Below are 20,378 nucleotides of genomic sequence, written 5' to 3'. Positions count from 1 at the left end.
GAACCATTCTTTGTATTTTTGCCCACGTTAAAAATAAAATAAATGATTTTACCCATAGTAGCATACGGTGATCCAGTATTACGTAAAGTTGGAAAAGAGATTGATGCTGATTATCCTAATTTAGAAAAATTAATTGAGGATATGAGACAAACAATGTACAATGCTCAAGGGGTTGGGTTAGCCGCTCCTCAAATAGGAAAAGATATTCGTTTATTCTTAATTGATGCCACTCCGTTTGCGGAAGATGATGATGTTACCGAAGAAGAAAAAAAGGTGTTAGAAAGCTTTAACAGAGTATTTATTAACGCTAAAATTATTAAAGAAGAAGGTGACGAATGGGCTTTCAACGAAGGATGTCTTAGTATTCCCGAAGTAAGAGAAGATGTTTTCAGACAAGAATCAATTACGATCGAATATCAAAATGAAAACTTCGAAACTCATACTGAAACCTTAACTGGTTTACCTGCAAGAGTTTTTCAACATGAATATGATCATATTGAAGGAGTGTTATTTACAGATAAATTATCTTCTCTAAAGAAAAGACTTTTAAAGAAAAAATTAGAGAAAATTTCTAATGGGAAAATTGATCCTGGATACAGAATGCGCTTCCCTAATAGAAAAAAATAAAACGACGTTAAATTTTTAAATAATATATGGAATTTAGTAAAATTATTGCCGTAACTGGAAAACCTGGTTTATTCGAAATTTTATCTCAGACAAAAACTGGTGTTATTGTAAAATCAATTGTAGATGATAAACGTTTTCCAATTACAGCTACTCACAATGTAAGTTTATTAGAAAATATTGCTATTTACACGTATGAAGAGGAGATTCCTTTGGCGCAGGTAATTAAGAATATTGCCGATAAAGAAGACGGAAAAGAAGGGATTTCTCATAAAGAAAGCAATAAAACATTGTTATCTTATTTTTCAGAAATTTTACCTGGTTTCGACGAAGAAAGAGTATATGCTTCTAATGTTAAAAAGGTAATTCAATGGTACAATATCTTGGTAAGTGCCAAGTTTGATTTCAGTACTCTTGCTGCAGAGGAACCTGTAGGTTCTGAAGAAGAAGAATAAATTAGAGACTTAAAGATTATTACTAAAAAATAAGCAGATGAATTCTCGTAAAGAACAATTGGCAGCTTTTAATCGTTTGTTAGATATTATGGATGAACTTCGTGAGAAGTGTCCTTGGGATAAAAAACAAACTTTACAAAGTTTAAGACATTTAACAATTGAAGAAACCTACGAGTTAACTGATGCCATTTTAGATAATGATTTGGAAGAAATAAAAAAAGAATTAGGCGATGTGCTTTTGCACATCGTTTTTTATTCTAAAATAGGAAGTGAACAAAAAGCTTTCGACATCGCTGACGTCGCCAATTCAATTTGTGATAAACTTATTGAAAGACACCCTCATATCTATGGAGATATTGAAGTATCTAATGAAGAGGAGGTAAAACAGAACTGGGAAAAAATTAAACTAAAAGAAGGCAAAAAATCAGTTCTTGAGGGAGTCCCTAAAAGTCTTCCTGCTTTAGTTAAAGCAAGCAGAATACAAGAAAAAGTTTCTGGTGTTGGATTCGACTGGGAAGAGCCTCATCAAGTTTGGGATAAAGTTCAGGAGGAACTGTCCGAACTTAATGACGAGATTAAAAATAACGACACAGAAAAAATTGAAAAAGAATTCGGTGATGTGTTATTCTCCATGATAAATTACGCTCGATTTATTAATGTAAACCCTGAAAATGCTCTTGAAAAAACCAATAAAAAGTTTATCAACCGTTTCCAATATCTAGAAAAAGAAACTAAGAAAATTGGCAAGCCTTTATCTGAAATGACATTATCTGAAATGGATGTTATCTGGGAACAATCTAAAAAGTTTTTTAAATAGATAATATTTCTTAGAGTTACAAGAATGAAGTATTTTATAATTTTCTTGTAAATTGATATTATACAACCAACCAAAATTGGTTGATTGTACCAAATAAATTTGAGGATAGTGCAAAAAACATACATGAAAACGAGAACAACAAAATCAACCAATAATCTTCGTTATAGATATACTCTACAGCAAAATAATTACGAAATAGAAGCTAATTAATTGTTTAATATTAGGATCACAATCATAACGAGTATTGTTTTTAAAATATAAGCTCCTTAACATCAAAATGATTCAATAAAATTTACTTATGGGCAGTAACCTTTCTGTAAACTAAACCACCATATTCCTTACAACCCCTTATTTTTTTTATAAATTAGCATCCTAAAAATACACCAACTTTATGAAAGGTATTATTCTCGCAGGAGGTTCAGGGACAAGATTATATCCAATAACGAAAGGAGTATCAAAACAACTTTTACCCATATATGATAAACCTATGATTTATTATCCGTTGTCTGTTCTAATGCTATCGGGCATACGTGATATACTAATTATTTCAACTCCTCATGACTTACCTAATTTCGAGCAATTACTAGGAGATGGTAAAGAGCTAGGTTTACACTTACACTACAAGGCGCAACCATCACCCGATGGTTTGGCACAGGCCTTTATCATTGGAGAAGAGTTTATTGGAGACGATAATGTTTGTATGATTTTAGGAGATAATATTTTTTACGGACATGGTTTAACGGAAATGTTAGCTAATGCTAAAAGTAATGTAGAAAAAGAAGGAAAAGCTACCGTATTTGGTTATTATGTAGCCGACCCAGAGCGTTATGGCGTTGCTGAATTTGATAAAACTGGTAAAGTAATTTCTATTGAAGAAAAGCCGCAATATCCTAAATCTGATTATGCTGTAGTAGGCTTGTATTTTTACCCCAATAGCGTAATTAAGATAGCCAAAGAAGTCAATCCATCCGATAGAGGAGAATTAGAAATTACATCAGTAAATCAAGCCTATTTAGAACAACAAAATTTAAAGGTTGAACTTATGGGTAGAGGATTTGCATGGTTAGACACAGGTACTCACGACTCATTAATGGAAGCTGGGCAATTTATTGAAACAATTGAAAAACGACAAGGTTTAAAAGTAGCTTGTTTAGAGGAAATTGCTTTATTTATGGGGTACATTGATAAAGAACAAATAAAACGTTTAGCTCAACCTTTAAAAAAGAACAAATACGGACAGTATTTATTAAACTTAGTTAAATAATAAAAATGAATTTTATAGCGACAAAAATCCCAAACCTTACCATTATTGAACCTAAGGTATTTGGAGACGAAAGAGGTTATTTTTTTGAATCATTTAATGCAAAGCAGTTTGAAGAATATGTTCATAAAATAAATTTTGTTCAAGATAACGAGTCTAAATCCTCAAAAGGCGTGCTCCGAGGTTTACATTTTCAAAAACCTCCATATGCTCAAGCAAAACTGGTAAGATGCATACAAGGAAAAGTGTTAGATGTAGCGGTGGACATACGAAAAGGTTCTCCTACCTTTGGTGACTATGTTTCTGTAGAGTTATCAGAAGAAAACAAAAAGCAATTGTTTATTCCTCGAGGATTTGCTCATGGTTTTGTAGTACTTTCTGAGGAAGCCATTTTCTCCTATAAAGTTGATAATCGGTATGCTCCTGAATATGATTCGGGAATTATTTGGAATGATCAAATTTTAAATATTGATTGGGGTATTGAAAGTGAAAAATTTGTGTTATCAGACAAAGACAAGGAGTTAGATATGTTTAAAAATTTAGAAAGCCCTTTTACCTATTAATATGAATATACTCGTTACAGGAGCTTCAGGACAATTAGGTTCTGAAATAAAAGAAGTATCAAAATACTACAAAACAAACCATCAGTTTTTTTTTGAAAACTCTAGTAAAGTAAATATTACTGACAAAGTAAATATTAACAAATATATTGAAAATAACAATATTAATGTTGTCATTAATTGTGCAGCTTATACGGCAGTTGATAAAGCAGAATCGGAATCTGAATTAGCTGAAAATGTAAATGCTGAAGGGGTTAAAAATTTAATATCTGCTCTACCTAAAGAAGGTAAATTAATTCATATTTCCACGGATTACGTTTTTAATGGACAAAGTCATTTACCCTATCAAGAAACAGACGAAGTCAATCCTCTTGGCGTATATGGAAGTACAAAAAGAAACGGAGAACAATACGTAATCGATGCTACGATACAAAGTATAATTATACGTACTTCTTGGGTATATTCTAGTTATGGGCATAACTTTGTAAAAACTATGCTTCGCTTGGGAACTGAAAAAGGGCATTTACGAGTTATATCAGATCAAATAGGCACACCTACTTATGCCAAAGATTTAGCTAAATTATGTTTAAGTTTGATTGACAAGAATTTATCGAAAACCTCAAAGATTTATCATTATTCAAACGAAGGAGTTGCTTCTTGGTATGATTTTGCAAAAAGTATAATGGAACTAGGAGAAATTGACTGTAAGCTAATACCGATTGAAACGAAAGACTATCCAACCTTAGCTCAAAGACCCAGCTACTCTTTATTGAATAAGTCTAAAATAAAAAGAGATTTTTCAATTGAAATCCCTCATTGGAGAGACTCTTTAAAGCAATGTATAGAAATCATTGCAAAGAAATAATATGAACTGATATGTTTAAAGTAATTGATACACTAAATAAACTCTAAGACAACAATTTTTTTTAAACACATATAGTTACATTTTTACCATTAAAAAATAATAGAAATATGAAAAACATTTTGATAACAGGTGGAGCCGGATTTATCGGATCTCATGTAGTTCGCTTATTTTTAAACTCATATCCCAATTATAATATTATAAATCTTGATCTCCTAACATATGCTGGAAATTTAGAGAACTTAAAAGATATTCAAAATTATGATAATTACACTTTTATAAAAGAAGATATCTGTAATCTTGATTTAATGAAAACCATTTTTGAGAAACATCAAATAGATGGTGTTATTCATCTTGCAGCTGAATCTCATGTAGATAGATCGATACTAGATCCTTTTTCTTTTGCTAAGACAAACATTATTGGAACATTAAGTTTACTTCAAGCGGCAAAAGAATTTTGGAAAGACGACTTTAAAAACAAATTATTTTATCATGTTTCAACAGATGAAGTTTATGGAACACTTTCTGATTCAGGATATTTTACAGAGAAAACTTCTTATGATCCTCATTCGCCATATTCTGCATCGAAAGCGTCTTCAGATCATTTTGTCAGATCTTTTTATGACACATACGGTTTACCTATAACAATCTCAAATTGTTCTAATAACTATGGTTCACACCAATTTCCAGAGAAACTAATTCCGTTATTTATTAATAATATCTGTAACAATAAAAAACTTCCAGTTTACGGAGAAGGTAATAATGTACGTGATTGGTTGTTTGTTGAAGATCATGCAAAGGCTATAGATGTAATTTTTCATAAAGGTCGTATTGGAGAAACCTATAATATTGGAGGTTTTAATGAATGGAAAAATATCGACTTGATTAAGCTTATTATAAAAACAGTAGATAAACATTTGGGAAGATCCGAAGGAACTTCTAATGAGTTAATTACTTATGTAAAGGACAGGGCAGGTCATGATTATAGATATGCTATTGATTCGAGCAAGTTAAATTCAGAATTAGGTTGGAAGCCTTCTCTTCAATTTGAGGAAGGTATAGAGAAAACCGTAACATGGTATTTAGAAAATAAAGCTTGGGTAGAAAATATTACCAGCGGTAGCTACCAAGAATATTATGCGGAAATGTACGAAAAGTAAAGCACCAAAACAGAAAGTTAACAACCAAAAACAAGGTGCAATCATGCTTTTCTTTTTAAGAGTTCTTAGCGTAAAATTCTATTTTTTGATTTTTATTGAATTGATTCAAACGAATTAAGGCTTAAAAACGGCTCAAATTTAAAACTTTGTAAGATATGAATTCGATTTTTACCAAAATTCACTTTGTATTTTACATAGTGAGTTTACACTGAATCCTACAAATTTTATTTCATTGTAAAGTGTCAGTAATTAAAATTAGTTGGTTTTATTAGTTAAATCTAAGTCTTTCTTTGAGTTTAATGAAAAAAAAATGATTGTCCGTTATTGGTCATAATGACAAAATTTACTTCATTCAAAATTCATTTCGGAATCTCATCATTCTGTAGCACATACATTTATGATTAGAACCTGAAACAAGTTCCTTTAGACTTGCATAATAAATTAAAAGTTAAATTTAGAAAGAGAAAAGAAGTAAGGTGTACTATAACAAGTTCCGAGTATAGACTCATAACCTAATTAAGATCTTACTTCTCTTTCATCAAAACACTCATTTAAGATGAAAAACATAAAGCCAAAAAATAGTCAGAGAATGTAAGTTTTAAATTAAGAGAGAGTCTAATTCCCCTCTCTTTCATCTTGTTTATTTACAACTCCTTTAAATACGTTATAGTCGCTCTTCGAATATCATAGGCTATTTCATTTTTTTGCGGTTCATAAATATGTAAAACCTCTTTATTCTTCTCATTTAAAAAGGGTATATCAAATCCTTTTAATAAATAATCAGAAAAAGCCACCGAATACTCCTTACTTTTATTTATTTCATTTTCGCCAATCATCCACTTACCTCCTACTTTATTTACATTATACCTTTGTAAATATGCGCCAGTACCCGCTGAACTCATCCCATAATCTAAAACTTTTTCCAGTAAAGCCCCTGTTAAATTAACTTTTAAAACCGCCCCACCATATGGTAAAACTCTAAAAATATCAATAGCGTTAATATCACCACTTAATACATCGTCAATTCTTACTGAGCCTCCGTTAACCAAAGCACAATCCACCTCATTATTATACGCATAACTCATAGATCTTGTAATCATATCTCCCATATTAGTTTGTATACTTCTAATAGGAGTATCTCGTGCATCTAAAGGCTCACTTGCTATATATATCACCTCCTCTGGATTATCTACAACTTCCTTGATCTTAATGTTTAAAATATCTTGCCATTTTTTTATAATTGTACTCACTTTAACATTTGATGTAATTTTATCATTTATCTCTTTCAACTCGGATTTAAATGTGAGCGTTTTTGCGCTTGGATCATATTTGAATCTATGTATATATACAGTTTTTGCGTTAGCATCTGCTTTAGCAATAGCCACATTTCCAACGTAGTCATATGAATTAGTATGTTCATGTCCCCCCATAATTAAAGGAAGCTCTGGTAGCATTTCAGCAATCTTTTTATCTTGATCTATCGATAAATGTGTTAATCCTAATACAATATCTACCTTTGGCTTTAACTCGTTATATGAACGTTTTATATTTTCATAAATATTGCCATAATGTACATAATCTTTAGGGTTCGATGGAATACAAACACTAATAAATCCCACTCTTAATGTTTTATTTTCTCCAAAGGTAAATTCCTTAATATAAGTATCCTTTAAATCTTTTTTTACTCCTATTGTTTCCTTATAGAACCTTTCTTTTTTACCCGATATTTTATGGAGAACATTTGACGATATCCAATCGAAACTACTTTCGTTAATTCTTTTTTGTAAATCTTTATAGCTCAAATCAAACTCATGGTTTCCAAAAGCCGTTACATCAAAATTCATAGCGTTCATAACCTCTACCATTTGTTTTCCTCTAACCCTCTCTCCATTTACTTTGATTGTCCCTAATAATGAAGGATTCAAAAAATCACCCGCATGAACCAAAAGCACATTCTTATTTTTCCTCAGTAAATCCTGATGAACAGTTTCTACTCTAGCCATTCCGCCATACTTCCCTCCTTGGATTGGAGAAATTTCATAAACGTCATTTAATTGTAAAATGCTAAACTCATACGGAACATGAGTATTAGATGATTGAAGTTTTTTATTGGAACATCCATTTAAAAACACAAAGGATGTTAGGAGTAGTAATAATTTAATTGATTTCATTCGTTTAATTTCACTCATTAATAAGGTCTCAACGAATACTTAATAAAATTTAAAACTACGTTTTAAACAGCAATATTCACTCAACCGGCTTATTATTTATTCAAAAATGAAATCAAAATTACTAAATCTAATGTAAATAAAATCGAGTATTATACCTTATTTGTTTTCTATACTCAACCAATTCAGGAAATTGGTAAAAAAAGTTTATTTTCTTCTGAGCAATTGTTTTAGGATTTTTAATTTTCTTCTTTAATACAAAAAATGCCCAACTTTCAACAATGTCCTCTTCAGGACTTTCGGCTGCATAATCCGTAACAAATTCAGAGTAATTCTCGTAGTAAAGTCCAAATAGTTTCTCCACACAACTCTCCTCTGTAAAACAGTGTCTCTCTTTTATAACATCCCATTTTTCAAGAAGCTTACCTTTCCAAAACAAAGAAACAAACTTGTTTAAGTAACTATTTTTATAGGTTTCTCCCTCGATAGTTAAGTAAGGCTCTCCTTCTTCTTGGCGTATTTTACTAGTAGGTCTGATTTGAGTGCTATTTAATGTCAATAAATGACCAAACTCATGCACCAGTGTATACACAGACTCACGCAATCTTCTTTTGTCGTTAGTTCTAAAGTTAACATCAATAGTGTCTAAAACTAATTGCCATTTATCATTTCTTTTATTCAAAGCTCCAAGTGCCCCTGTTTTTTCGTCTAATCCATCAGAAATAAGTACAAGTTTCTTGATATATTTTTTAACAATCGGTTTTGGGAATATATCATAGAATGTTTTCCAATGGAGGGCCGCTAAGTCATCATTTTTAGCATAATTTTTTATGAACCTACCATTTTTTATACTCCATGTACCAATTTTTTCATCATCCGATGAATAATGGAACAATGAAAATGTAACAAAAAAAGAAACAATTATTAACTTCATAAATTTAAAAAACTTCTAATGCTTTATTATAAGCACTTTCAAAACTCATTGGTTTAATATTAGTTTTCACATTATTTGATGTAAAATATGATAACAATTTTTCCGTTGGCATATTTCCTGTCAAATCATCTTTCGCCATTGGACAACCTCCATAACCTTTTATAGCACCATCAAAACGTCTACATCCTGCCTTATAAGCACTATCTACCTTTTCAAACCATGAATTAGGCGTTGTATGTAAATGCGCTCCAAATTCAATATTTGGGTATTTAGGAATCAAGTTTGAAAACAAATACTCAATAACCTCAGGAGTTGAACTACCTATCGTGTCAGATAAAGATAGTATATTTACCCCTAACTTACAAAGCTTTTCTGTCCATTCTCCAACAATATCAACACTCCAAGGATCTCCGTATGGATTTCCAAATCCCATAGACAAATAGGCTACAACTTCTTTATTCGTTCTATTTGCTATAGATAATATTTCTTTTAACGTTTCAATAGACTGCTCTATTGTCTTATGTGTATTTCTCATCTGAAAATTTTCAGATATTGAAAACGGATATCCCAAATAATCAATTTGATCAAATACTGAGGCATCGTTGGCTCCTCTAACGTTAGCCACTATGGCTAAAAGTTTACTTTTTGTATTTGACAAATCCAATCCTGCCAAAACTTCCGCACTATCACGCATTTGCGGTATTGCTTTAGGCGATACAAAACTACCAAAATCTATGGTATCAAACCCAACTTTTAACAAAGAATTTATGTATTTTATCTTAGAATCAGTAGGAATAAAATGACTTTTTATTCCTTGCATAGCATCTCTTGGACATTCAATAATTTTTACGCTATCACTCATTGCTCAAATATACATAATTTCAATAAATTTTAAGTTTATTTTACTTTTATCCTATTCGTTAAATCAATTATTTTAGTACCTCCTTTAGGACTGTTTTCTATTTATTAGACATTTTTTTTTCAAAAGTGTCACATATTATAAAAAATATTGTCGTTAGAGTAGAATTTAATTTTTTGGAAAAACAAAATTCACATATCAATCAACTAATCGAACGCTGTAAAAATAATGATAGTAATGCTCAGATGTTAATTTATCAGCAGTATTACAAAGCAATGTACAATAGTGCTTATCGTATTTTAAAAGATGAATTCGAGGCAGAAGACTTAATGCAGGAAGCATTTTTATCTGCTTTTTCAAAGCTACATACTTTCAAAGGTGAAGTTACTTTTGGGGCATGGTTAAAGCGAATAGTAATTAATAAGAGTTTAACTCAACTCAAAAAAAACACGAGATATGACGTAGTAAAAATGGATGTGATTCCGAATTACGAAATAGAAGAAGAAACCATCGATTATAGCGGTTTAAATGTAAAACAGGTTTTAAAAACTATAGAAGGTTTAAAAGAAAATTACCGAGTTATTCTAACCTTAAATCTAATTGAAGGGTATGACTATGAAGAGATTTCGGAGATTTTAAATTATACCAATGAAAATGTGAGAACTACAGTTTCAAGAGCAAAAAAGAAGTTAAAGCAAGAATTACTTGCTACAAACACAAAAAGTAGTCTGTATGGAAGATAAATTACAATCTTTTTTTAATGACAATGATTTTGATATTCATGAGCCACACTCAGGACATCTTGATCGTTTCGAACGAAAATTAGAAGCACCCAATGAGAAGAAGAGTTTTTCATGGAAATGGATGGGAGCTGCAGCTTCAATTATATTAATCCTAGGTTTTTATTTAGGTAAAATGCAACCCGGAGAAGCCGAATTTAGCATTGCTAAGTTTGATCCTGATATGGCAGAAACTGAAAGCTTTTTCGTTACAACTATACGTCAAGAGATAAAGGAAATAGAAAGGCACAGAAACATTGAAACGGAGTCTTTAATTGAAAATGCCTTAGATGAAATTGAAGAGTTGGAAGAGCAATACCAAACCTTTATCAAAGAACTATCTAAAAACCACAACAAAAGGTTAATTATTAAAAGTTTAATTGGTAACTATCAACAGCGATTAACGGTATTAGAGAACTTACTATCGAAGCTTGAGTATCAAAAGAACCCCGCAAAATTTGAAATTAATTATGATGAAATTATTTAAGATAACACTTATACTAGCTCTCTTTACTGCAATGAGCTACGCTAATAATACACCAGAAGTAAAACGACATGAAAAAAGTAAAACCATACGAAAAGAGTTCTCTGTAAATAAAAATGCTACCTTATTTATTGATAACCGATATGGTAATGTTAATGTAACTTCTTGGGATCAAAACCGAATTGAAATAGATGTGAAGATTACCGTAAAAGGTGGTAGTTTAAGCAATGTAAATGATAAATTAAATGGAATTGATGTAGCCTTTCAGTCAAGTAAAGATTTGGTAAAAGCAAAAACCATTATTGAAAATAATAAATCAAGTTGGTCATGGTGGAAAAAGAACAATACCTCTTTTAAAATTCACTATACAGTAAAAATGCCTATTACCAATAATGCTGATTTTCATAATAAATATGGGAATATCGAATTAGATGAATTAAAGGGTAAATCAAACATTAACTGTGATTACGGTAATATTGAAATAGGCAAACTCCACAATACAGATAATATAATCGAAATCAATTACTGTGGTTCTTCAGAAATAGACTACATGCATTCTGGTAATATATCTGCCGACTACTCTACTCTTAAAATAGACAAATCAAAAAAATTAAAAGTTAGTTCAGATTATTCAACTATGAAAGTTGGTAATGTAGAATCTATAAACTTCAATTCTGATTATGGTAGTGTTGTAATTAGAGATGCCGCAAACATTCTTGGAAATTCCGATTATGCCGGTGTAAAAATTGGAACGATCAGAAAGAACTTAACTGTGGATACCGATTATGGAAGTGTAAAAATTCAAAATATTAAAAAAGGATTTGAGGAAATTAACATTGAAGGAAGCTATGCCGGAATAAAACTTGGAACAGACGCTGACAATAACTTCAAATTCAATGTAAGCTTAAGTTACGCTGGCTTCAATTATCCATCAGATAAAGTTAACATGACCAAAAGCATAAAAAAATCTAGTAAAAAATATTATGAAGGCGCATTTGGAAACAATTCTTCAAACTCTTCAATAAATATTAAGTCTAGCTACGGAGGTGTTACATTAAAATTAAACGATTAACTAAAATTATATAAAAATGAAAAAAATTACACTATTATTAGTATTCATGTTAGGAGTTACATTACCAAGTCAATCTCAAGGTTGGTGGGGAACTAAAAAAGTTAAAGGAAACGGTAACGTAATAACAAAAAAAAGAAAAATTAGTCGCTTTAATGAAGTTAGTGTTGGAGGTTCTTTTACCGTTATGTTAGTTGAAGGTAAAGTAGGTACTTTAAAAATTGAAGGTGAAGAAAACATCATTCCCTATTTAGAAACCGAGGTAAAAGGTGGTGACTTAAGAATTGGATTTAAGGATAATATGAATATTCGAATTACCAAAAAGCTAATCGTTACAGTTCCTTTTAATAGTTTATCTGCAGTTTCTTTAGGAGGATCAGGAGATATTAATGTAACAAAAGAAATTGATAACAATAGTGTTGCCTTTAATATTGGTGGTTCAGGTGACATTAAGGCTCGTGTTAATACCAGTAATGTTAAAACATCTATAGGTGGTTCAGGTACTATTAAATTGAGCGGTAAAACGAACAACTTTAAATGTTCTATTGGTGGTTCAGGAAACGTAAGAGCTTTCGATTTAAAAACAAACAACTTAAAGGCAAGTATTGCAGGATCAGGAGATGTATCGGTATATGTTACTTCCGAAATTAAGGCTGCTATGGTTGGTTCAGGTAACATATATTATAAAGGAAAACCAAACAATATTGACACAACTTCTGCAGGATCGGGAGATGTTGTTGACAAAAATTAATTTGACATTTTCAATTACTTTTAAAAAGCCTTGTGAGCTAGATTCACAGGGCTTTTATAATGTTTTTACACAAAAATTATAGATGTGTTTATTTCTTTAAATTAATTTTCATAACTCCTCCTCTTTTCTAATTTTGACGTTTTAAATTTATAATAATGAATAGAAAAGAATTATTAAGAATGGCAGATACGTATGGCTGCCCTTTATATGTTTATGATACAGATGTTATAATTAATCAATATAACAAAATCACTAAAGCTTTTTCTAAGGTTAAAAATGTAAAGATTAACTATGCTACAAAAGCCCTTTCCAACATAAATATTTTAAAGGTTTTTAATTCTTTAAAAAGTGGTTTAGACACGGTTTCTATTCAAGAAGTTAAGCTTGGTTTATTAGCTGGTTTTGAACCTAAAGACATAATTTATACACCCAATGGTGTTTCCTTGCAAGAAATAGAAGAAGTAGCTAAGTTGGGAGTACAAATTAATATTGATAATTTATCTATCCTAGAACTTTTTGGTCAAAAGCATCCAAAAATTCCTGTGTGTATTCGTATAAATCCACATGTAATGGCTGGAGGAAACAGTAAAATTTCTGTAGGACATATTGACTCTAAATTTGGTATTTCCATTCACCAGGTTCCACATATAAAAAGAGTGGTTGAAAACACGGGAATGCGCATTAATGGAATTCACATGCATACAGGATCCGATATTTTAGATATTGACACCTTTATACGTGCAACGGAGATTCTATTCGAGGTAGCGAGACAATTCAAGAATATAGATTTTATTGATTTCGGAAGCGGATTTAAAGTACCTTATAAAAAAGATGATATTTCAACCAACATTGAAGAATTGGGAGAGAAACTATCTCGAAGGTTTAATGAATTCTGTAAAAATTACGGAAAAGACATTACATTAATGTTCGAGCCAGGAAAGTTTTTAGTAAGTGAATCTGGAAAGTTCTTAGCGAAAGTAAACGTGATTAAACAAACAACTTCTACCGTTTTTGCTGGAGTAGATAGTGGATCAAATCACTTAATCAGACCGATGTTTTATAATGCTTACCATCATATTGAAAATATATCTAATCCTAAAGGAAGGGAGCGTTTTTACAGTATTGTAGGGTATATTTGTGAGACAGATACTTTTGGTTCTAACAGAAGGATTTCGGAAATAGCTGAGGAAGATATTTTATGTTTCGACAATGCAGGTGCCTACTGTTACTCTATGGCCTCAAACTACAACTCTAGATTTAAGCCAGCAGAAGTAATGATTCATAAAGGCAAAGATTACTTGATAAGGAAGCGTGAAACCTTTGAAGATATTCTACGTAATCAAGAACAAGTTACGATATAAATTAAAAACTCCAATTTCATTGAAATTGGAGTTTTTTTACATACTTTTTTAAAAGTAATTGCGTAATTTGATTTGATTGTGTAAATAAACTCCCCTAAAATTTATTTACAAGTGCAATATCAAGCTTAAATATAGAATATTTTACAGGAAAATCACCCGATATTAACCAAAAAAAACCGCTTAATAAGCGGTTTTTATTTATTTTAAATAAAGATTGATTACTTTTCAGCAACCACTTCAAATACGATGTCAGCAACTACCGCTCTATGTAAACGAACTGCTGCATTATATTTTCCTAATCTTTTTACATTACCTCCTGTAACTTTGATAAACTTTTTCTCTACCTCAGTTCCAGCTTTTTCTAAAGCTTTAGCAACATCAGCATTGTTTACAGATCCAAATAATTTATCACCTGAACCTACTTTAGAAGCTATTTTGATTTCATATCCTTTAACAGCTTCAGCTAATTTGTTAGCGTCTTCTATTACTTTAGCTTCTTTAAAAGCACGTTGCTTTAAGTTTTCTGCTAATACTTTTTTAGCTGAAGAAGTAGCTAAAACAGCATATCCTTGAGGTATAAGGTAGTTACGACCATAACCATTCTTAACAGTTACGACATCGTCTTTAAAACCTAAGTTTTCTACGTCTTGTTTTAATATCAATTCCATGTTTCTACTTCTTTATTATTTTAACATATCACCAACATAAGGCATTAATGCCAAATGACGAGCTCTTTTAATAGCTTGTGCAACTTTACGTTGGTACTTTAATGATGTTCCTGTTAAACGTCTTGGTAAAATTTTACCTTGCGCGTTTACTAAATACATTAAGAAGTCAGCATCTTTATAATCGATATACTTAATTCCGTTTTTCTTAAAACGACAGTACTTAGCTTCTTTTTTAGTTTCAATATCAAGTGGAGTTAAGTAACGTACCTCTCCTTGCTTATTTCCTTTTGCTTGTTGATCAATAGACGCCATAGGTTATTTTTTAGCAGATTTAACACGTTCTTTTCTCTTCTCAGCCCAAGCTCCAGCGTGCTTATCTAACTTTACAGTTAAATAACGCATGATGCTATCGTCACGTCTGAATTCTAATTCAAACGGAGCAATTACATCTCCTTCAGCTTTAAACTCGATTAAGTGGTAAAATCCACTTTTTTTCTTTTCAATTGGATAGGCTAATTTCTTTAAGCCCCAATTCTCTTTGTGAATCACTTCTGCGCTCTTTGAAGCCAAATAGTCTTCAAATTTTTGCACTGTTTCCTTTATCTGACCTTCAGATAAAACGGGATTCAAAATGAAAACAGTTTCGTAATGGTTCATATTTAATTATTTAAAATTTAATTTTAAGCCTGCAAATATACAAAAAATTGCAGCAATCTCTAATTATACGTAGTTTTATTTCAAGTATTTTTATATAAACCTAGTTATTTAGGCTATATAAAAGTAAAAGAGAGATTCTCATCTCTCTTCATATTCAAAATCATATTTTCAACCTTAAACTATTGGTTTCCTAAAATTATTGGCATTCCAGATTTTCCTGATCCGATAATAACCACTTTACTATTAGGAGAATCCGCCAATTTAGTCGTTGCCTCTATTCCTTTATCTTGAAGGATTTTATCCGTTAAGGAAGCACTTAAAATTTTATTTGCATCTGCCTTACCTTTTGCTTCTATCCTTTGTCTTTCCGCTTCCTTCTGTGCTTTTTCAATTCTAAATTGATATTCTAACGATTCTTGCTCTTGCTTTAACTTTCTTTCAATTGCGTCACGGATCGTATTTGGTAGTTGTACATCTTCAACTAAAATTCTTTCTACAACAATATATTGATCTTTTAGTTCATCTTGTGCCTCTTCCAAAATTTCTTGTTCAATAACATCTCTCTTACTAGAATACAATTGTTCTGGAGTATATCTTCCTACCACACTTCTTGCCGCTGCGTTAATTGCAGGATCTAAAATATCAGAAATGAAATTTTCTCCTTTCTTTTTTATAAGATTCCCTAAGTTCTTATAATCAGGTCGGAACCAAACCGTTCCATCAACACGAACCTCCAGCCCGTTTACAGATAATACATTCATTTGATCTGAAATAGACTGCTGACGTACTTTTTGAACAATCATTTCATTCCATGGAGCCACGATATGAAATCCTTCTCCATATGTTTTTTCAGTATTAATTCCATCACCAAATCTTTCAAAAAGAACTCCAGCTTCACCAGGACCAATAGTTTCGGTAGATTTAACGATAAAAATTAATAGAACTATTGCTATTGGTATTAAAAAAGAACCTTTAGGTATATTCAACCCTACTTGATTTCTTGCCATTATTAAAGTTTTTAATTACTCAAAAATACGACTAAAAAAACTAATTACAGCCTAAATATTCGCAATCTGCTTCAACCTATTCAAATTCAACAACTCTAATACTTTTTCTATCTATTATTTCAGCAACTTGAACGTATTGAATATGCTAGTTTTGAATTCGTTCCTAAACTACATATTCTGTGTATAAAAGTTATAATCTTTTAAAACTCGATCAATAAATTGAATATCGGAATCTTCTTTAGATTTTATGCCCGTAACTTCCTCTATTTTCGTTCTCAACTTTATCAAAGTCTTATAATCTTTAGACTTTCGTGCAGAATAGAAAGTATCTTTAATAATTCGAGCATCATTATCTGAAAGTTTTATCACATTAACATACTTAGGAGTATACTCTTCCGTCAGTTCTTCAATTATTGTGTGTGAAAACGAGGCTTCGTCTTTCAAATGAATAACAACCGTATTGGCTGAAAGGTCCCCTACTCGTTGATTATTTTTACTTGTTAAAACGCTGAAAAACCCCACTAATTTCCCTCCAAAAAAGATTAACCATAGCAAAACCAAATATTTATCCAATCCAAGTGAATATGCATAAATAAAAACGAGTATAAAAAAATTAAAATCAACAATACGCATAAACCATCTCATGGTAAAATCAATAAACGAAGGCTTAAATCCGTCAACATTAATTACCTTTATTTTGGCTAATTTCTTCCCTATTGTTTGACCATTCAATAAAATTTCAGAATACAAGGAATAAAATGTAATTGGCAAAAACATTAGTATATCTAAAGCTTTTATTGACCAAGAGTCTCCAACCACATTATTAAAGGCACCGAAGTTAAAATACCGTATAACCAAATAAACATATGCGAATTTTATAATATTATCCACAAAAAACGCTAGCATTCTATGTCCAATATTTGCCAATTCGAAGTCAATTTTTACATTTTGTGTGGTATTTACTTGCAGTCTTTTCATACATTATTTACATTTGTCTCAATGAGAGAGGTAGCTTTTATTAAGCAAAATAAAGAAAAATGGCTTGAATTTGAAGAAGTAATTTCAAATAAAACTGAAAAAAGCCCTGACGAAATTGCTGATTTACATGTTAAAATTATGAACGATTTGTCTTATGCTCAATCGTTTTACCCTAAAAGTAAGGTAGTTTTATACTTAAATAAATTGGCAAAGAAAAGTTATGAAAAAATATATCATACTAAAAAACAAGACAAGAATACATTATTAGAGTTTTTTTTAGAGACGATACCCTTGTTATTATATAAACATCGAAAATATATTTATATATCCTTTGTTTTCTTTTTCATTTGTTTTTTTATTGGTCTTCTATCTACCTTTAATGATGAAAGCTTTGCTCGTCAAATACTCGGTGAATCGTATGTAGATCAAACTCTAGAAAACATTGAAAGCGGCGATGCTTTAGCCATATATAAAGGCGGTAGCAATTGGGGAAGTTTTATTGGTATTTTTGATAATAACCTCCGAGTGGGACTCAATATGTTTTTATCTGGTTTATTTATAGGGCTTGGAACAGGATATTATATTATTTATAATGGAATTATGGTGGCTGTTTTTCAGGCATTTTTTTACCAAAACAATACATTCATTGACAGTATAAAAGGAATATGGATTCATGGAACTTATGAGATTTTTGCCATGATTATTGAAGCTGCTGCTGGATATATCATTGGAGCCAGTATATTATTCCCAGGGTCTTTAAATCGGTGGATTTCATTTAAAAAAGGGCTCAGAGAAGCTTTTTACATATTCCTAAGCACAATTCCTTTTACTTTTATTGCCGCTTTTTTAGAAGGCTATGTCACGCGATACTATAACCAGATGCCTTCTGTTTTTTGTTTTGCTATAATTTTACTATGCCTATTTTCTATATCTTTTTATTATCTCATCTTACCTTATAAGGTAGCTTCTAAACATAACCTTCGATAATGAAAAGAACTGTATTTACTGCTTTGTTATTTTTCTTTAGCTATCTTCAATATGCCAATTCAAACACTTTCATTCAACAAAAAACTGATAGTTTGAATTATGCCAGTAGCATGGAACTGCAAGAAGATAGAAGTTTTAAAGAGAACCTTAATGAGAAATATAATGGTACAGATTTCATTTATACCGAGGAAAAAGAAAAACCTGTAAAAGAAAAGAGTAAAAAGAAATCAGATCCTAATACAGCTAAAGTTTTTGCTAATTTCTTTACATTTTTAGCAAGTATTTTTCCTTACCTCCTTGCACTTCTTGTTGTATTCATTTTAATAAAAAGCTTTGTTTATAACGATAAGGATCTTTGGAAATTTAAAAAGACCAAAATACCAACAAATAAAAAACTGATTTATGAAGATGAAGAAGAGGATATTCATGAAAATGATTTTGAAAGACTTCTAAAAAGAGCTAAAAACAATGGTGATTTTAGACTAGCAACAAGGTATTATTATTTGTTATTGTTAAAAAACATGAGTAAAAAAAATCTTATAGACTATCATAAGGATAAAACAAATTCACAATATATTTTCGAGTTAAAAAATGCTGAAACAAGAAAACAATTTTCTTATTTACTATATATCTATGATTACGTTTGGTATGGAGAGTTTCCTGTTGATGACATTAAATTTGAAAATATCGAGAATAACTATTCAACTTTTATAAAAAAACTATAGTGAACTACTTGAAAAAGATATCATTTTTATATGTACTTACCTTGTTTTTTGTAGGCTGTGAAAAAACAAACTGGAACGAAAACTATAGAGAATACTCAAAAGATCCTTTTGGTACCTTTATCTTTCATGAAGAAGCATCCGAGTTTTTTAATGATAATGAAGTAATTTATCTTAAGAAAAACATATACGATTACTTCGATGATGTTTACTATCAAGATGAAGAAAACTTCGCCAATTATATTTCTATAAAGCATAATTCTAATAAACTTGATAAGGAATCCGTAACAAAACTATTAGAATTTATAGAGGCAGGAAACGAAGCTTTTTTCTCACTAAACTTTTTTTCATCTCATTTAAAAGAAGCTCTTAATTTTGAAACTAATAACCTCGATAATAAACTTCATAGTGTAAAAGAATTAAAAACATTAAAAGGAAAACTCCATTTGTATCTAAATGATGGTGCATTTCCTCCGGGAGAATATGATTTCGATAGAAATATAAGGCGTCATTATTTTTCTAAATTCAATTCGGAAAACACTATTGTACTGGGTACGCAAGATATTGATGGTGCTGAGCTTCCTAATTTCATAAAAATAAATCTTGGAAAAGGAGCTGTTTATCTTCATACCCAACCGATTACTTTTACGAATTATTACTTGTTAAAAAATCAAAAAGAATATACCGAACATGTATTTTCATTTTTATCCGATAATACAATTCTTTGGGACCCATTGATAAAACGTAGAAAAAATACCAAAGAAAAGGAAGATAATTCTATTCTCAAATTCTTTTGGCAGCACGAATCACTAAAATGGTCGTTGTACGTTGCCTTTTTAGGACTGCTTCTTTTTATTACTTTTAATGCAAGAAGAAAGCAAAGAGCAATCCCTATTATCGATAAATTAAAAAACTCTACTGTAGATTTTACGCACACCATTGCAAATCTTTATCTGAAAGAAGATAATCATAAAAATCTAGTCAATAAAAAAATCACCTATTTTTTAGAATTAGTGAGGGTAAAATATTTGTTAAATACACAAAAATTAAACAGTAGTTTTATCGAAAAGCTCGCATCTAAGTCTGGAAATAAAGTCAGTACCACACGCTATTTAATCAATACCATTGTGGCTTTAGATAAAAAATCTACCTGTACACAAGATGAACTAATGCGTTTAAATACACTTATCGAAAACTTTTTAGAAACTCATTAAC

Annotated in this window: 23 protein-coding genes; 15 read left to right on the top strand and 8 right to left on the bottom strand. The window is 30.7% G+C overall.

The annotated features are described in order from the left end of the window. Positions 1 to 42 precede the first annotated feature (42 nt). The 7 genes from def to rfbB all read left to right on the top strand — a co-directional run bounded on the left by def (position 43) and on the right by rfbB (position 5,739). A complete protein-coding gene (gene def, locus BLW23_RS03090; RefSeq protein WP_093667768.1) occupies positions 43 to 627 on the top strand; it encodes a peptide deformylase in 585 nt (194 codons plus the stop codon). A gap of 26 nt (positions 628 to 653) precedes the next feature. Next, the gene (locus BLW23_RS03085; protein ID WP_093667767.1) at positions 654 to 1,079 is read left to right on the top strand and encodes a DUF5606 family protein; all 426 of its coding nucleotides are present in this window, start codon (positions 654 to 656) and stop codon (positions 1,077 to 1,079) included. A 37-nt stretch (positions 1,080 to 1,116) separates the two neighbouring features. Beyond that, positions 1,117 to 1,896, top strand: a complete 780-nt coding sequence (mazG, locus tag BLW23_RS03080; protein WP_093667766.1) for a nucleoside triphosphate pyrophosphohydrolase — start codon at positions 1,117 to 1,119, stop codon at positions 1,894 to 1,896. Positions 1,897 to 2,287: 391 nt separating this feature from the next. Further along, complete coding sequence (rfbA, locus tag BLW23_RS03075; RefSeq protein ID WP_093667765.1) at positions 2,288 to 3,160, top strand: glucose-1-phosphate thymidylyltransferase RfbA; 873 nt, start codon at positions 2,288 to 2,290, stop codon at positions 3,158 to 3,160. A 5-nt stretch (positions 3,161 to 3,165) separates the two neighbouring features. Next, complete coding sequence (gene rfbC / locus BLW23_RS03070; protein WP_093667764.1) at positions 3,166 to 3,720, top strand: dTDP-4-dehydrorhamnose 3,5-epimerase; 555 nt, start codon at positions 3,166 to 3,168, stop codon at positions 3,718 to 3,720. Between the two features lies 1 nt (position 3,721). Then, positions 3,722 to 4,582 carry a dTDP-4-dehydrorhamnose reductase gene (rfbD, locus tag BLW23_RS03065; RefSeq protein WP_093667763.1) on the top strand — a complete coding sequence of 287 codons (861 nt, stop codon included), beginning with the start codon at positions 3,722 to 3,724 and terminating at the stop codon, positions 4,580 to 4,582. Between the two features lie 107 nt (positions 4,583 to 4,689). Continuing rightward, entirely contained in the window at positions 4,690 to 5,739 is a 1,050-nt protein-coding gene (gene rfbB / locus BLW23_RS03060) for a dTDP-glucose 4,6-dehydratase (protein ID WP_093667762.1), read from the top strand. A 644-nt stretch (positions 5,740 to 6,383) separates the two neighbouring features. Here rfbB and BLW23_RS03055 read toward each other — a convergent pair. The 3 genes from BLW23_RS03055 to BLW23_RS03045 all read right to left on the bottom strand — a co-directional run bounded on the left by BLW23_RS03055 (position 6,384) and on the right by BLW23_RS03045 (position 9,703). Beyond that, a complete protein-coding gene (locus tag BLW23_RS03055; RefSeq protein WP_093668437.1) occupies positions 6,384 to 7,910 on the bottom strand; it encodes a bifunctional metallophosphatase/5'-nucleotidase in 1,527 nt (508 codons plus the stop codon). Positions 7,911 to 8,037: 127 nt separating this feature from the next. Continuing rightward, complete coding sequence (locus BLW23_RS03050; protein ID WP_093667761.1) at positions 8,038 to 8,841, bottom strand: putative zinc-binding metallopeptidase; 804 nt, start codon at positions 8,839 to 8,841, stop codon at positions 8,038 to 8,040. Positions 8,842 to 8,845: 4 nt separating this feature from the next. Beyond that, on the bottom strand, positions 8,846 to 9,703 hold the full coding sequence (locus BLW23_RS03045) for a hydroxymethylglutaryl-CoA lyase (RefSeq protein WP_093667760.1): 858 nt from the start codon (positions 9,701 to 9,703) through the stop codon (positions 8,846 to 8,848). A 173-nt stretch (positions 9,704 to 9,876) separates the two neighbouring features. Between BLW23_RS03045 and BLW23_RS03040 the strand changes: the two genes are divergently transcribed. The 5 genes from BLW23_RS03040 (at position 9,877) to lysA (ending at position 14,144) form a co-directional block, all read left to right on the top strand. Further along, a complete protein-coding gene (locus BLW23_RS03040; protein WP_143032096.1) occupies positions 9,877 to 10,443 on the top strand; it encodes an RNA polymerase sigma factor in 567 nt (188 codons plus the stop codon). Then, on the top strand, positions 10,433 to 10,966 hold the full coding sequence (locus tag BLW23_RS03035) for a hypothetical protein (protein WP_093667759.1): 534 nt from the start codon (positions 10,433 to 10,435) through the stop codon (positions 10,964 to 10,966). The genes BLW23_RS03040 and BLW23_RS03035 overlap by 11 nt, the downstream gene beginning before the upstream one ends. Further along, entirely contained in the window at positions 10,950 to 12,035 is a 1,086-nt protein-coding gene (locus tag BLW23_RS03030) for a hypothetical protein (protein ID WP_143032095.1), read from the top strand. The genes BLW23_RS03035 and BLW23_RS03030 overlap by 17 nt, the downstream gene beginning before the upstream one ends. A gap of 16 nt (positions 12,036 to 12,051) precedes the next feature. Continuing rightward, positions 12,052 to 12,783: a head GIN domain-containing protein gene (locus BLW23_RS03025; RefSeq protein ID WP_093667757.1), complete on the top strand. Its 732-nt coding sequence runs from the start codon at positions 12,052 to 12,054 to the stop codon at positions 12,781 to 12,783. A 155-nt stretch (positions 12,784 to 12,938) separates the two neighbouring features. Further along, the gene (lysA, locus tag BLW23_RS03020; RefSeq protein WP_093667756.1) at positions 12,939 to 14,144 is read left to right on the top strand and encodes a diaminopimelate decarboxylase; all 1,206 of its coding nucleotides are present in this window, start codon (positions 12,939 to 12,941) and stop codon (positions 14,142 to 14,144) included. Between the two features lie 218 nt (positions 14,145 to 14,362). Here lysA and rplI read toward each other — a convergent pair whose 3' ends face one another. From rplI to BLW23_RS02995, 5 genes are all read right to left on the bottom strand, one after another. Next, entirely contained in the window at positions 14,363 to 14,812 is a 450-nt protein-coding gene (gene rplI / locus BLW23_RS03015; protein ID WP_093667755.1) for a 50S ribosomal protein L9, read from the bottom strand. Positions 14,813 to 14,827: 15 nt separating this feature from the next. Further along, a complete protein-coding gene (gene rpsR, locus BLW23_RS03010) occupies positions 14,828 to 15,124 on the bottom strand; it encodes a 30S ribosomal protein S18 (protein ID WP_093667754.1) in 297 nt (98 codons plus the stop codon). Positions 15,125 to 15,127: 3 nt separating this feature from the next. Continuing rightward, positions 15,128 to 15,469: a 30S ribosomal protein S6 gene (gene rpsF, locus BLW23_RS03005; protein WP_093667753.1), complete on the bottom strand. Its 342-nt coding sequence runs from the start codon at positions 15,467 to 15,469 to the stop codon at positions 15,128 to 15,130. 179 nt (positions 15,470 to 15,648) lie between these two features. Next, entirely contained in the window at positions 15,649 to 16,476 is an 828-nt protein-coding gene (locus tag BLW23_RS03000) for a prohibitin family protein (RefSeq protein ID WP_093667752.1), read from the bottom strand. A gap of 168 nt (positions 16,477 to 16,644) precedes the next feature. Next, positions 16,645 to 17,454, bottom strand: coding sequence for an RDD family protein (locus BLW23_RS02995; RefSeq protein WP_093667751.1), 810 nt, complete (start codon positions 17,452 to 17,454; stop codon positions 16,645 to 16,647). 21 nt (positions 17,455 to 17,475) lie between these two features. Between BLW23_RS02995 and BLW23_RS02990 the strand changes: the two genes are divergently transcribed. From BLW23_RS02990 to BLW23_RS02980, 3 genes are read left to right on the top strand one after another with little or no spacing between them, the layout of a single operon-like run. Further along, on the top strand, positions 17,476 to 18,441 hold the full coding sequence (locus tag BLW23_RS02990) for a stage II sporulation protein M (RefSeq protein WP_093667750.1): 966 nt from the start codon (positions 17,476 to 17,478) through the stop codon (positions 18,439 to 18,441). Continuing rightward, on the top strand, positions 18,441 to 19,166 hold the full coding sequence (locus BLW23_RS02985) for a hypothetical protein (RefSeq protein ID WP_093667749.1): 726 nt from the start codon (positions 18,441 to 18,443) through the stop codon (positions 19,164 to 19,166). The genes BLW23_RS02990 and BLW23_RS02985 overlap by 1 nt, the downstream gene beginning before the upstream one ends. Further along, positions 19,166 to 20,377, top strand: a complete 1,212-nt coding sequence (locus BLW23_RS02980) for a hypothetical protein (protein WP_410529740.1) — start codon at positions 19,166 to 19,168, stop codon at positions 20,375 to 20,377. Before BLW23_RS02985 ends, BLW23_RS02980 begins: the two co-directional genes overlap by 1 nt. The last annotated feature ends 1 nt before the right edge of the window (position 20,378 follow it).

Source organism: Tenacibaculum sp. MAR_2009_124 (assembly GCF_900105455.1).
Classification (GTDB): domain Bacteria; phylum Bacteroidota; class Bacteroidia; order Flavobacteriales; family Flavobacteriaceae; genus Polaribacter.
The sequence above is the reverse complement of the archived record's forward strand: the minus strand, read 5'-3'. Positions and strand labels throughout refer to the sequence as shown.